Annotated in this window: 7 protein-coding genes; 5 read left to right on the plus strand and 2 right to left on the minus strand. The window is 66.7% G+C overall.

Annotated elements, in window-relative coordinates; genetic code table 11:
- Window positions 1–4: 4 nt before the first annotated feature.
- Window positions 5–1,024: a heat-inducible transcriptional repressor HrcA gene (gene hrcA, locus FAZ95_RS18440; protein ID WP_137333761.1), complete on the minus strand. Its 1,020-nt coding sequence runs from the start codon at window positions 1,022–1,024 to the stop codon at window positions 5–7.
- Between the two features lie 203 nt (window positions 1,025–1,227).
- On the opposite strand from hrcA, the gene FAZ95_RS18445 reads away from it, so the two are divergent.
- Both FAZ95_RS18445 and recN read left to right on the plus strand, forming a co-directional pair.
- Entirely contained in the window at window positions 1,228–2,130 is a 903-nt protein-coding gene (locus FAZ95_RS18445; protein ID WP_137333762.1) for an NAD kinase, read from the plus strand.
- A 14-nt stretch (window positions 2,131–2,144) separates the two neighbouring features.
- Complete coding sequence (gene recN, locus FAZ95_RS18450; RefSeq protein ID WP_137333763.1) at window positions 2,145–3,812, plus strand: DNA repair protein RecN; 1,668 nt, start codon at window positions 2,145–2,147, stop codon at window positions 3,810–3,812.
- Between the two features lie 46 nt (window positions 3,813–3,858).
- Here recN and glnE read toward each other — a convergent pair whose 3' ends face one another.
- Entirely contained in the window at window positions 3,859–6,651 is a 2,793-nt protein-coding gene (gene glnE, locus FAZ95_RS18455; RefSeq protein ID WP_137333764.1) for a bifunctional [glutamate--ammonia ligase]-adenylyl-L-tyrosine phosphorylase/[glutamate--ammonia-ligase] adenylyltransferase, read from the minus strand.
- Between the two features lie 218 nt (window positions 6,652–6,869).
- On the opposite strand from glnE, the gene FAZ95_RS18460 reads away from it, so the two are divergent.
- From FAZ95_RS18460 to tldD, 3 genes are all read left to right on the plus strand, one after another.
- Window positions 6,870–11,102, plus strand: coding sequence for a YhdP family protein (locus FAZ95_RS18460; protein WP_137333765.1), 4,233 nt, complete (start codon window positions 6,870–6,872; stop codon window positions 11,100–11,102).
- A gap of 101 nt (window positions 11,103–11,203) precedes the next feature.
- Window positions 11,204–12,031: a carbon-nitrogen hydrolase family protein gene (locus FAZ95_RS18465; protein ID WP_137333766.1), complete on the plus strand. Its 828-nt coding sequence runs from the start codon at window positions 11,204–11,206 to the stop codon at window positions 12,029–12,031.
- A gap of 93 nt (window positions 12,032–12,124) precedes the next feature.
- Window positions 12,125–13,591: a metalloprotease TldD gene (gene tldD / locus FAZ95_RS18470; RefSeq protein WP_137333767.1), complete on the plus strand. Its 1,467-nt coding sequence runs from the start codon at window positions 12,125–12,127 to the stop codon at window positions 13,589–13,591.
- Window positions 13,592–13,860: the final 269 nt, after the last annotated feature.

Genomic DNA, 13,860 nt, shown 5'->3' on the forward strand with positions numbered 1-13,860 from the left:
GACACTACTGCTGGCTGAGCGCCATCGAAAGCAGGCGCGCGGTGATGTCGACGATCGGAATCACGCGGTTATAGGCCATCCGCGTCGGCCCGATCACGCCGAGCGTGCCGACGATCTTGCCGTTCACCTCGTACGGAGCCGTCACGACGCTCATTTGCTCGATCGGCACGAGATTCGATTCGCCGCCGATGAAAATCTGCACGCCTTGCGCGTGGCTCGACACGTCGAGCAACTGAAGGAGGCTCGTCTTTTGATCGAAAACGTCGAACAGCTTGCGCAGCCGCGCCATGTCGGACGACAGGTCCGCCACTTCGAGCAGGTTGCGCTCGCCGGAAATCAGCACCGTCTCGCCGGTGTCCGTCTCGTCCGTGCTTGCGGTAACGGCCGCGTGCATCAGCGTCGTCATGTCGCCGCGCAGCTGGTCGATCTCTTCGCGCAGGCGCCGGCGCACGTCGTCGAACGAGAGGCCCGCGAAATGGGCGTTGATGTAATTGGACGCTTCCGTGAGCTGCGACGGCGAGTAGTCGCGCTGCGTCGCCATGATGCGGTTCTGCACGTCGCCTTCGGGCGTCACGATGATGAGCAAGATGCGCTTGTCGGACAAGCGCATGAACTCGATCTGCTTGAACACGTGGCTGCGCCGCGGCGTCAGCACGACACCCGCGAACTGCGACAGGTTCGACAGCACGCTCGCGGCGGCGGCGACCACCTTTTGCGGCTCGCCCGCCTGCAGCGTGGTCTTGACCGTCTGGGTGACGGCCTCTTCCTCGGCCGCCGACTCGATGGTCAGCATCGTGTCGACGAACAGGCGGTAGCCGCGCGGCGTCGGAATCCGGCCCGCCGAGGTGTGCGGGCTGATCACGAGACCCAGCTCCTCGAGGTCCGACATCACGTTGCGGATCGTCGCCGGGCTCAGCTCGAGCCCGGAATAGCGCGACAACGTGCGCGAGCCGACCGGCTGACCTTCGGCGATGTATCGCTCGACCAGCGTCTTGAGGAGGGTTTGTGCGCGTGGATCTAACATGACGCAAAATTTTAGCTTAACGGCGGCTGCCCCGCGAGCGCGTAGCCTCCGCGCCGTAACCGCTCGGACGCCTAAAATGTCATCAGGGCGTCACCATTCTAGCGACAAATCGATGCCGATCGCACACGCGACACGCATAACCGGCCCCCAAGAGACGCGCGACGACGGTTCTTTTCAATCCGCACCTATGGTGTAATGCCGGCATGGAAATTGGCAGCCAGTTCAAGACCGTTGCGCTCGTCGGGCGCAGCAACACACCGGCCATCAGCGAGCCGCTGATGGCGCTCGCCGCGTGCATCGCAAAGCGCGGGCTGGAGGTCGTCTTCGAAGCGGAGACGGCGCGCGATATCGGCGTGACAGGCTATCCGGCGCTCACCCCCGCGGAGATCGGCGCGCGCGCGGACGTGGCCGTCGTGCTCGGCGGCGACGGCACGATGCTGGGCCTCGGCCGGCAGCTGGCGCCGTACAGGACGCCGCTGATCGGCATCAACCATGGGCGGCTCGGCTTCATCACCGATATCGCCGCGGCCGACATGCAGCAAGTCGTCCCGCAGATGCTCGCAGGCAGCTTCGAGCGGGAAGAGCGCTCGCTGCTCGAGTCGAGGATCATGCGCAACGGCGAGCCGATCTACCACGCGCTCGCGTTCAACGACGTGGTCGTGAACCGCAGCGGCTTTTCCGGCATGGCGGAATTGCACGTCTCGGTGGACGGCCGCTTCATGTACAACCAGCGCTCGGACGGGCTGATCGTCGCAACGCCGACCGGTTCGACCGCCTACGCGCTGTCGTCGCAAGGGCCGATCCTGCATCCGCAGCTGGGCGGCATCGTGCTCGTGCCGATCGCGCCGCACGCGCTGTCCAACCGGCCGATCGTGCTGCCCGACGACAGCAAGGTCAGCATCCAGATCATCGCGGGTCGCGACGTCAACGTGAACTTCGACATGCAATCGTTCACCGCGCTCGAGCTCAACGATACGATCGACGTGCGCCGTTCGCGCCATACCGTGCCAGTCCTGCATCCGGTCGGCTACAGCTACTACGCGACGCTCAGAAAGAAGCTGCACTGGAACGAGCACCCGTCGCTCGACAACGACTCGCTCGAGTAACTCCACGACCCTCCATGCTCCGCCACCTCTCGATACGCGACTTCGTCATCGTCGCCGCGCTCGATCTCGAATTCGATCGCGGTTTTACTGTTTTCTCAGGTGAAACGGGCGCCGGCAAATCGATCCTGATCGACGCGCTCGCGCTGACGCTCGGCGCCCGCGCCGACGCGAGCGTCGTGCGCACCGGCCAGAGCCGCGCCGACATCACCGCCGAATTCGCCACCCACGAGCAGGTCGAGCGCTGGCTCGAAGAGCAAGCGCTCAGCGATAGCGGCGACGGCGACAGCGAGGACTGCGTGCTGCTGCGCCGGGTCGTCGATGCGAATGGACGCTCGCGCGCCTTCATCAACGGCACGCCGGCCACGCTCACGCAGTTGCGCGAAGTCGGCGAAATGCTCGTCGATATTCATGGCCAGCACGCGCATCAGTTGCTGATGCGTCCGGACGCGCAGCGCGACTTGTTCGACACCCACGCCGGGCTCACCGCCGCGGCAGCCGGCGTCATGCGCGCACACCGGGGATGGCGCGACGCCGCGCACGCGGTCGAACTGGCGCAAACGCGCGACCGCGAACTGCAACTGGAGCGTGAGCGGCTCGCGTGGCAGCTCGCCGAACTCGACAAGCTCGCGCCGCAGCCGGGCGAATGGGAAGAGATCGGCGCCGAACACCGCCGGCTATCGCATTCGGCGAACCTGATCGAAGGCGTTCAGGGCGCGCTCAACGCGCTGTCCGAATCGGACGATGCGATGGTCGCCCAGCTCGGCTCGATCGTGTCGAAGCTGCGCGATCTCGCCGAGATCGATCCGGCGCTCAACGACGCCCTGGCGTCGCTCGAACCGGCCGAAATCCAATTGCGGGAGGCGGCCTACTCGCTCACGCACTACGCGCAAAGGCTGGAGCTCGATCCGGACCGCCTCGCGCAAGTCGACAAGCGGCTCGACGCGCTGCATTCGATCGCGCGTAAATTCCGCCTGCAGCCCGAGACGCTGCCTGAAGAACACGAAGCCCGCCGCGCGCAGTTGGCGGCGCTCGACGCCGCCGCCGATCTGGACGGACTGCGCGCTTCCGAAGCCAAGGCGAAGGAAGCCTATCTCGTCGAAGCGAAGGCGTTGTCGAAAGCACGCGCGAAGGCGGCGAAGGCGCTCGGCGCGGCAGTGACGACGGGGATGCAGGAATTGTCGATGGCCGGCGGCAGCTTCGAGGTCGCGCTCGTGGCGCTGACCGAAGGCGGCGCCCATGGCCTGGAGCAAATCGAGTTTCGCGTCGCCGGCCACGCGGGCGTGCCGCTGAGGCCGCTCGCGAAAGTGGCGTCCGGCGGCGAACTGGCGCGTATCAGTCTCGCGCTCGCGGTGATCGCGAGCACCGCGAGCCCAACGCCGACGCTGATTTTCGACGAAGTCGATACCGGCATCGGCGGAGGCGTCGCCGAAGTGGTCGGACGCCTATTGCATCAGCTCGGCCACGACCGGCAGGTCCTGTGCGTCACGCACTTGCCGCAAGTCGCGGCGCGCGGCGACCATCATTTCCAAGTGGCCAAGGCCGCCGATAGCAACGGCGGCACGGTCAGCACCGTCTCGCCGCTCGACAAAGCCAGCCGCATCGAGGAAGTCGCGCGGATGCTCGGCGGCCTAGAAATCACCGCCACGACGCGCAAGCACGCGAAGGAAATGCTGACGGCTTAGTACAACCTAGAGGCGTCGCGCTCGCAAAGACCGCGCGCCGCCCCGTTCAGCCAAACACCCGCTGCCAAAGCCGCAACACCGCCGCCTTCTCGTCGGCGACGCGCTCCGGCACGACCCGCGCAGTCTCCATCCCGTCCAGACGCAGCTTGTGCTGCATCTTCCGATACGTCCGGTACGCGCCGCCCACGGTCTCCGCCTCTTCCGGGCTCATCAGCCCAAAGCGCGACACCTCGCGCAATAGCGCGATATTGCCGGTGTTGCGGATCATCTCCGGATGCCGTTGCGCGTGCAGCAGCACCCAGTACTGGACGATGAACTCGATATCGACCATCCCGCCGCGATCGTGCTTCAGGTCGAACAATTCGGTGCGGTTCGGGTGACCTGCATGCACCCGTTCGCGCATCGCGACGATCTCCGCGGAGAGCGGCGCGGCTTCGCGCGGCGTCGTCAGCACCTGCTCGCGGATCGCCTCGAATTGCGCGCCGATTTCGGCATCGCCCGCGCAAAAGCGCGCGCGCGTCAGCGCTTGATGCTCCCAGACCCACGCGGTGTTCGCCGCGTCGCCCTCGCGCAATTGGTAGCGGCGGAACGCGTCGAGGTCGGTGATCAGGAGGCCCGATTCGCCGTTCGGCCGCAAGCGCAGGTCGACGTCGAACAGCGTGCCCGCGCCGGTCGCCGTCGTGAGCCACGTGATGAGGCGTCGCGTGAAGGTGGCATAGACGTCGGCGGCTGCGTCGTCCGGGTCGTCGTAGAGGAAGATCAGATCGAGATCGGACGCGTAGCCCAGTTCCTTGCCGCCGAGCTTGCCGTAGGCGATCACGGCGAAGCGCGGCACCTCGCGATGGCGCTTCGCCAAGTGCTTCCAGACGGCTTCGATCGTCACGTCGAGCACCGAATCGGCGAGCTCCGACAAGCGATCGCTGACATGCTCGACCGACAGCTTCCCGGCCAAATCGATCAGCAGGATACGGAACACCTCGGCCTGGTGCGCGTGGCGCAGCAGGTCCATCTGCTGCTCGACATCGGCCGCCGCTGCGAGCCGCGCGCGCAGCGACGTCTTGAACTCCGCCCAGTCGAACGGGCTCGCGATCGCTTCGTCGTCGAGCAGTTCGTCGAGCAGCTGCGGATGGCGGATCAGATAGCCCGCCGCCCAGCGCGACGCGCCGAGCACCGCGAGCACGCGATCGAGCGCCGCCGGATATTCATTGAGCAGCGCCAGATAGGCCCCGCGCCGGCCGATCGCTTCGAGCAAATCGAACAGGCGCGCGATCGTTTGGCCGCGCTTTTCGGCGGGCTCGAGCGAGGAAGCGGCTTCGAGCGCGCGCTTCGCGATCGTGTCGAAGCGTTGGCGGCTCTTCTCCGGCAGCCCCGCATAGCGCGACGATTGCCAGACCGCGCGCATGCGCGTGAGCAAATCGGCGGGTTCGCCGAAGCCGAGTTCGGCGAGGCGTTCGAGCAGCGTGCCCTCGGCGCTGTCGTCGTCGAGCGCGCTGCTCCAGACCCAGGCGGCCGTGCCGTCCTCCGCCACGCCGCAGCCGCCGTCGCCGCTCACCTTATCGGCGAAGATCTGATCGAACTGCGCTTCGACCATTTCCCGGTAACCGTCGAGTTGCGCCATCAACGCCGCGTAGTCGGAGAAACCGAGCGACGCGGCGAGGCGCGCGCGCTCGTCGGGGTCGACAGGCATCGCGTGAGTCTGCGCGTCATTGCGGTACTGGAGCCGGTGCTCGAGCACGCGCAAAAACTTATAGGCATGCGTGAGATCCGCGCAAACCTTAGGCGCGATCAGACCGCGCGCCGCCGCATGGCGCAGCACGGCAAGCGTCGGACGAATCCGGAAGCCGGCATCCTGTCCGCCGCGGATCAGCTGGAACACTTGCGCGCTGAACTCGATCTCGCGAATGCCGCCGCGGCCGAGCTTGATGTCGTCGGCCTTGTCGGGGCGCATCGTCGCGCGGCGCTGCGCTTCCTGGCGAATCTGCAAATGCAGCGCGCGGATCGCGCCGATCACGCCGAAGTCCAGATAGCGCCGGTAGACGAACGGCTTGACGAGCGCGTCGAGCTGCGTCGCGAGCCGTTTGGCGGCGGCGCTCTCGTGCTCGGAGACGAGCCGCCCCTTGATCCACGCATAGCGCTCCCATTCGCGGCCCTGCACGTAGAAATATTCTTCGAGCATCCCCAGGCTGCATACGAGCGGGCCCGAATCGCCGTTCGGGCGCAGCCGCATATCGACGCGGAACACGTATCCGTCGGACGTCACTTCAGCGAGCGCACCGATGAGCCGCCGCCCGAGCCGCGTGAAGAATTCCTGCGTCGCGATGGCCGAACGCGTGCCGCCCGCGGTCTCGCCGTCGTCCTCGTAGACAAAGATCAGATCGATGTCGGACGACGCGTTCAGCTCGCGCCCGCCGAGCTTGCCCATCCCCACGACGCCCAGCGAGAGCCGCTCGCCGCCGGGTCCGCGCGGCTCGCCATAGAGCGCTTCGAGCTCCGCCGACAGCACTGCGAGCGCGCGTTGGATGGTCGCTTCGGCCAGGTCCGTCATCGTGCCGGTGACTTCGGCGACATCCCCATGCCCCGCGAGATCGCGCTCCATCACCGCGCAGAACACCTCCGTGCGCAACTGGCGCAGCACGCGGCGCAACGCGTCTTCGGCGAGCGGGGCATCAGCCGTGCCGCCTTGCTCGGCGATGAGCGCATCGAGCCGCGCGTCGATGCGCTCCCGGGTAAGCGGCTCCTTGGCCCAAGCCGCGATGCGCGAGGCCAATTCCGGACGGGCCGCAATCGCCCGCGCCGCATAGTTCGAATAGCTGGAACTCAGGAGGGAGACATCAGTCATGAATTACTCGGAAGCGCTTGTTGATTCACGCATCAGACGGACCGGTTTAGCGTTGCGCCCGCCTCTTGCGACGATTTGAAATCGTGGTGAAACTGGGTAAGCAATCAGGTTCGCAATGTCCGTGTAACAAGGCGTAGCCGGTAGTTTGAGCGGCTTGCCCGTGTGTTACATTTCGTGGTTAAGACCGCAAAACTACCATATTGCCGATTCGCCGCAGCATGTCCGCCCGCAAGGAAGCCGTCGATCCGGCCGAAGCCGCCCTCCCGCGGCACGACCACGCACTGCTCAGGCATGCGTTGCGGACGATTTTGACTCTCGCGCTCGTCCTCTACTTCATCGCGATCGGCGCCCTCGTCGGGCTGCGCTACGTGCTCCTGCCGCGCATCGACGACTTCCGTCCGCGGATCGAAACCCTCGTTTCCGAAAAGCTCCACGCACAACTGCGGATCGGCAAGCTCGCGCCGCACTGGTCCGGCTTCCAGCCGGGCATCGACGTGACCGATCTCACGATCCGCGGCCGCGACGGCAAGCTCGCGCTCGACATCCCGCATGCGACAGCAGCCGTGTCATGGCGCTCGCTCGTGCACTTCAAGCCGACGCTGTCGAGCCTCGTCGTGGACCAGCCGGACGTGCTCGTCGAGCGCTCGGCAGACGGGTCGTTATCGGTCGCGGGCGTGCAGGTGCCGACCGCCCACAAAGGCAACGACACGTTCTCGACCTGGCTCCTCGAGCAGCAGGCGATCGTGCTGCGCGGCGGCACGCTGCGCTGGCGGGACGCCGAGCACGACGCGCCGGAACTCGCGTTGCGCGACATCCGCCTGGCGATCCTGAACCGCGGCGCCGATCACCGCATCGCACTGCAGGCGCCCGCCAACGGCACGGTGCTGCAAGGCCCGCTCGACTTCCGCGCGCAGTTCCGCCACGCGCACCTTCACGCGATCGGCAAGCCGGTGAACTGGACCGGGCAGGCTTACATCTCGACGGGGCTCGTCGATCTGCCGGCGCTCGCGCGCTACATGAGCTTCCCGATTCAAACCTACGCCGGGCGCGTTGCAAACTCAATCTGGATAAATTTCTCGGGCGGCCATATCCGCTCGGCGAGCGGCGACCTGCAAGGCTATGACGTCGCGCTCCAGGTGCACCCGACGCAGCCGAAGCTCGACGTGCCAACCGCCGACTTCTCGTGGTCCGTCGATATCGATCCGCAGCGCGACTACACGCTGCGGCTGTCAAACCTGCGCGCCGAGCTCGGCCAGCCGCCGCTGCCGGACGGCACGCCGATCTGGCGCACGCTCGCGTTCAATACGCTCGTCGGCCACTACCGCGCGCCGAGTATCGAGCGCGGGCAATTCATGAGCGTCACCGGCGACCGCGTGGACCTCGGCATCCTCGCCGAATTCAGCCGCGCGCTGCCGTTCCCGCGGCGCTTCCTCAACGAGCTCGTGCGCTTCGATCCGCGCGGGCTCGTCGCCAACTACGACATGTCGTTCGAGCGCGCAAAGCCCGAGAACGACGAGGCGGCGAGCGAGCAGCGCGTGAGCGGCGCCGCGCCGATCATCCACTACCGCTTCAAGGCCGACCTGCAAGGCATCAGCCTCGCCGCGCAGGAACCGCCGCCGGGCCTCACGCCGAAGGGCCACCCCCGCGCGGGCATCCCGGGCTTCGAGAATCTGTGGGGCGCCATCGATGCGGACGAAACGCACGGCACCGTGGCGCTCGATACCGTCAACGCGGCGGTCACGGTCCCCGGCGCATTCGACAACCCGCGCCTCACATTCGACCGTCTGAGCGGGCACGGCAACTGGACAGTCCTGCCGGCCGAGCCCGGCGAAAAGCATAAGCCGTTCGTAATCACGGTATCCGACCTCAACGTCGCGAACGCCGACACAGCCGGCCGCGTGGTCGCGAACTACTCGAATCCCGGCCACGGCCGCGGCACGCTGGACCTGACGGCCAACATCGACCACGCGCTCGTCACGCGCATCACGCGCTACCTGCCGACCAGCATCAGCGAACACCTGCGCGACTATCTCGGCCACGGGCTGCAAGCCGGCATGGCTCGCCACGGCGTGATCGAAGTGCACGGCAACCTCGACAAATTCCCCTATTCGATCGATCCGAAGGCCGGCATCTTCCGCATCACCGCGCCGTTCTCGGGCGGCAAGTTCGACCCGTCGCCGTTTCCTCCGAAGAAACTGAAGAACGGCACGCCTGACATCTGGCCGGCCTTCGACGATATCGACGGCGTCTTCACGCTCAAGGAAAACGTGCTGCGCTTCGATATCGACAAGGGGCGCTATAAAGGCGTGCGCGTCACCAAGGTGGCCGGACATATCGACGACCTCGGCCACAAAGAAAGCTCGCCGCTCATCATCGAAGGCCAAGCGCGGGGCCCGCTCGCCGACCTGCTGGACTACGCGAACAACAGCGCGCTTGCCGGCATGACCAACCACGCCGCCGATAAAGTGCGCGGCAGCGGCCCGGCGACGCTCGCGCTCACGCTCACGATTCCGCGCCATCCGAAGCCGCATGTGGCTGTCGAAGGGTCGATCGGTTTTCTCGGCAACGAACTCGCGGCCAACAATGCGCCGCCGCTCTCGCGGCTCACCGGCAAGGTCAGCTTCACCGAACACTCGGTTACGCTGAACGGGATCAACGGACGCTGGCTCGGCGGCGACGTGCGCGCCGACGGCGCGCTCAGCCCGAGCGGCACCTATGCGTTCAACGTCGCGGGACGCGTCGCCGTCGACGCCGCGCGCGACCTCAATCTGCACGGTACGGCCGCCGAGCTACTGACACACGTTTCCGGCAGCGCGCCTTACTCGATCAACGTGCGCGGCGCGAAGGGCCGCCAGCCGGAAGTCACGGCGAGCTCGGACCTGACCGGCCTCGCGCTCGATCTGCCGGCGCCGTACAACAAGCCGCTCGGCACGCCGATGCCGCTCTCGTTCACCTTCAAGCCGCTCGACGCGAGCGACGGCGCCAACCTGCAGCGCGCCGACCTGATCTTCGGTCCGCTCGCGGCCGCCTACGTGCTGCACCACCCGCCGCATGAGGAGCCGACGGTCGTGCGCGGCGCGATCGGCTTCAACCGGCCTGCGGACCTGCCCGACGAGGGCGTGATCGCCAATATCGACATCCAGGAGTTCGATGCCGACGCCTGGCGCGCTTTCTATAGCGGGCTGCATGCCACCAAGGAAACCCTATCGACGGATGCCGCCAGCGCGAGCCCAGCCAGTTCGAGCGCAGGCGGCGGCACCCGCCCCGCCGCCCAATACCTGCCGAGCCGCTTCGCGCTGCACGTCGATACGCTGAAGCTCCTGCATCGCAATTGGGAAAACGTGGTCGTCGACGCGTCGCGCGCCGGCCCCAACTGGCAGGCGAATATCGCGTCCGATCAGGTCTCGGGCGAGCTGTCTTGGCAGCCCGGCGGCGGACGCAACAACGAAGGACTGCTGCAAGCGCGCCTCGCCAAAGTCGTGATCCCGGGCACGGTGGAAAATGAGCTGGTCAACCAGGTCGCCCACGCGCCCACAACGAAAATGCCGGCGATCGATCTCGTCGTCGACGACCTCACCGTGCGCAATCGCGACATCGGCAGGCTCGAAGTCGACGCCCACAATCTCGACGACAACGGCGTGCCGGTCTGGCAGCTCGACAAGTTCGAAGTGAGCAATCCGGCCGCCAAGCTCTCGGCCACCGCCAACTGGCGCACCTCGCGCCGCCTCGGCGCCGACGCGCCGGACGACTCGCCGCGGCGCACCGTCATCGACTTCAAGCTCGACATCGCCGACGCCGGCGCGCTGCTCGAACGCTTCGGCCTGCCGCGCACAGTGAAAAAGGGCAGCGGATCGCTCTCGGGCAAGATCGGCTGGCGCGGCGGCCCGACTGCGATCGACTACCCGACGCTCACCGGCAACGTCGCGGTCGATTTGCATCATGGGCAGATCCTGAAGGTCGACCCGGGCGTCGCGAAGCTGCTCGGCGTGCTGAGCCTGCAAAGCCTCTCGCGCGTCTTGACACTCAATTTCAAGGACGTGATCGGCGAGGGTCTTCCGTTCGAGAGCGTGACGGGCACCGGCCAGATCAAGAACGGCATCGGCCGCACCGACGATTTCCGGATCGTGACCGCACCGGCCCGCGCGAGCATGAAGGGCACCGTCGATCTCGCGCACGAGACGCAGAACCTGAACGTCGACGTGACGCCGACCGTGAACGCCGGCTCGGCAGTGATCGCCGCGACGATCATCAATCCGCTCCTCGGGCTGGGCGCGCTCGCCGCGAACTTCGCGCTGTCGGAATCGCTCGCGCACGCGTTCGCGATTCATTACGCGATCAGCGGATCGTGGGCGCATCCGCACATCGAGCGGGTCCACGGCGATCGCGGTAAGATGGTCGCTCCGGTCGAGGCGGCTCCGGCCACGGCCCCCGCCGAGTCAACGGGCGAGTGACGCGCCGCAGGGCGCCCGCCCTGACAGGGCCGGATCAGTCGCCGCCACGGCGCCGTTTCTTCGACGCTTCCGAGATTCGGGCGAATGCCACAGTTCACGACATGAGCGAGCCACACCCTAGTTCCACGCCGTACCGCGTCGCCGCGCTGCAAATGGTCAGCACGCCCGATCGCGAACGCAATCTCGACGCCGCCGGCCAGTTGATCGCCGACGCGGCCGCCAGCGGCGCGAAGCTCGTGCTGCTTCCCGAGTACTTCTGCTTCATGGGATTCAAGGACACCGACAAGCTCACGGTGCGCGAGCCCCACGGCGACGGCCCGATCCAGCGCTTTCTCGCCGACGCGGCGCGTCGGCACGGCGTCTGGGTGATCGGCGGGACGCTGCCGCTCGTGGCGCCGGAAGCGTCGCGGGTGCTGAACACGACGCTCGTGTTCTCGCCCGAAGGCGACGAAGCGGCGCGCTACGACAAAATCCACCTCTTCAACTTCGAGAAAGGCAGCGAGTCGTTCGATGAAGCGCGCACGATCCGGCCGGGTGACACGGTCCGCACGTTCGACGCGCCGTTCGGGCGGGTCGGCCTGTCGGTCTGCTACGATCTGCGCTTTCCGGAGCTGTATCGCCAAATGGGCGACTGCGCGTTGATCGTCGTGCCCTCGGCGTTCACCTACACGACGGGCCGCGCGCATTGGGAGATGCTGCTGCGTGCCCGGGCGGTCGAAAACCAGTGCTACGTGCTCGCCGCGGCCCAAGGCGGCACGCATGAGAACGGCCGCCGCACCTGGGGACACAGCATGCTGGTCGACCCGTGGGGCGAGATCGTCGCGGTCCGCGACGAAGGCGCGGGTGTCGTCGCGGGCGATATCGACCTCGCGCGCATCGCCGGAGTGCGCCAGAGCCTGCCCGCGTGGCGGCATCGCGTATTGGCATGATTCAACTCCCCTTGCGAAGCCGCCGTTAAACCCTTATCTCTCCCACGTATCAGCGCCGCGACCCAACCGTTTTTGGAATCCACCCACACACGCATGAACATCATCGAACCCGGCATCCGCAACCTCGCGACCGCGAAAGACGTCCTCCTCACGCCCTACGGGCTCGACGAAGCGCTGCTCACCCGCACGCTCGCCGACATCTTCACGCATCGCGTCGACTACGCCGACCTGTACTTCCAGGCGACGCGCAGCGAAGCGTGGAGCCTCGAGGAAGGCATCGTGAAATCGGGCAGCTTCAGCATCGACCAGGGCGTCGGCGTGCGCGCCGTGTCCGGCGACCGCACCGCGTTCGCGTACTCCGATGACCTCTCGCCGCAAGCCCTCGCGCAAGCCGCCGAGGCGACGCGCGCGATCGCCAAGGCAGGCGGCGGCAAGCAGAAGGTGAAAGTGGCGTCGTCGCTCACGGGCGTGGCCGGGCGCGATCTGTACCTGCCGGCCGATCCGCTCGCCTCGCTCGACGCCACCGCCAAGGTGAAGCTGCTCGAGCGCGTCGAGAAGATGGCGCGCAGCCGCGATCCGCGCGTCACGCAGGTGATGGCGGGCCTTGCCGGCGAATACGACGTCGTGCTCGTCGCACGCAGCGACGGCGCGCTCGCGGCGGACATCCGCCCGCTCGTGCGCGTCTCGGTGACGGTGATCGCCGAGCAGAACGGCCGGCGCGAGATCGGCTCGGGCGGCGGCGGCGGCCGCTTCGACTACGGCTACTTCACCGATGCCGTGCTGGAGAGCTACGTCGACGACGCCGTGAAGGCGGCGCTCGTGAACCTCGAAGCGCGTCCGGCGCCGGCCGGCGCGATGACCGTCGTGCTCGGCCCGGGCTGGCCCGGCGTGCTGCTGCACGAAGCGATCGGCCACGGCCTCGAAGGCGACTTCAACCGCAAGGGCTCGTCGGCCTTTGCCGGCCGCATCGGCGAGCAGGTCGCCGCGAAGGGCGTGACGGTCGTCGACGACGGCACGCTGCCGAATCGCCGCGGTTCGCTCAACATCGACGACGAAGGCAACCCGACGCAGTGCACGACGCTGATCGAAGACGGCATCTTGAAGGGCTACATCCAGGACACGCTGAACGCGCGCCTGATGAAGATGCCGGTGACGGGCAACGCGCGCCGCGAATCGTACGCCGCGCTGCCGATGCCGCGCATGACCAACACCTACATGCTCAACGGCAACAAGGACCCGCAGGAGATCATCGCATCGGTGAAGAACGGCCTCTACGCGGTGAACTTCGGCGGCGGCCAGGTCGACATCACGAACGGCAAGTTTGTGTTCTCGGCGTCCGAGGCGTACATGATCGAAGACGGCAAGATCACCTACCCGGTCAAGGGCGCCACGTTGATCGGCAGCGGGCCGGAATCGCTCAAGTATGTGAGCATGATCGGCAACGACATGTCGCTCGACACGGGCGTCGGCGTGTGCGGCAAGGAAGGCCAGAGCGTGCCGGTCGGCGTCGGCCAGCCGACACTGCGCATCGACAAGATGACGGTCGGCGGCACGGTTTGACGCGGGACTGACGCACACATTGCCGCAGTCAGGCGCGCAGATTTCTTGCGCGCCATGACCAAACGATGCGGGAAATCCGCATTTTTTGGGGTCATGGGTTGTCAGCCACGCCCCGCCGGGTTATAAAGCCAAGTACCTTTTTTGACGAGCCGCTTCCTTTCCAAGCCATGCTGTCCGCCAAGTTTTACTTTTACTTCTTTTGGTATCTCAGACCGCTGGCGGATCGAGAGGAGTAACAGTGCACTAAAGGCACCCGGAATTCCCGAAAA

It is taken from the genome of Trinickia violacea (assembly GCF_005280735.1).
Taxonomy (GTDB): domain Bacteria; phylum Pseudomonadota; class Gammaproteobacteria; order Burkholderiales; family Burkholderiaceae; genus Trinickia_A; species Trinickia_A violacea.

Excerpts from the sequence above, each read along its gene's own strand:
- FAZ95_RS18445 (WP_137333762.1), top strand. The coding sequence starts at position 1,228 with ATGGAAATTGGCAGCCAGTTCAAGACCGTTGCGCTCGTCGGGCGCAGC.
- recN (WP_137333763.1), top strand. The coding sequence starts at position 2,145 with ATGCTCCGCCACCTCTCGATACGCGACTTCGTCATCGTCGCCGCGCTC.
- FAZ95_RS18460 (WP_137333765.1), top strand. The coding sequence starts at position 6,870 with ATGTCCGCCCGCAAGGAAGCCGTCGATCCGGCCGAAGCCGCCCTCCCG.
- tldD (WP_137333767.1), top strand. The coding sequence starts at position 12,125 with ATGAACATCATCGAACCCGGCATCCGCAACCTCGCGACCGCGAAAGAC.
- hrcA (WP_137333761.1), bottom strand. The coding sequence starts at position 1,024 with ATGTTAGATCCACGCGCACAAACCCTCCTCAAGACGCTGGTCGAGCGA.
- glnE (WP_137333764.1), bottom strand. The coding sequence starts at position 6,651 with ATGACTGATGTCTCCCTCCTGAGTTCCAGCTATTCGAACTATGCGGCG.
- FAZ95_RS18465 (WP_137333766.1), top strand. The coding sequence starts at position 11,204 with ATGAGCGAGCCACACCCTAGTTCCACGCCGTACCGCGTCGCCGCGCTG.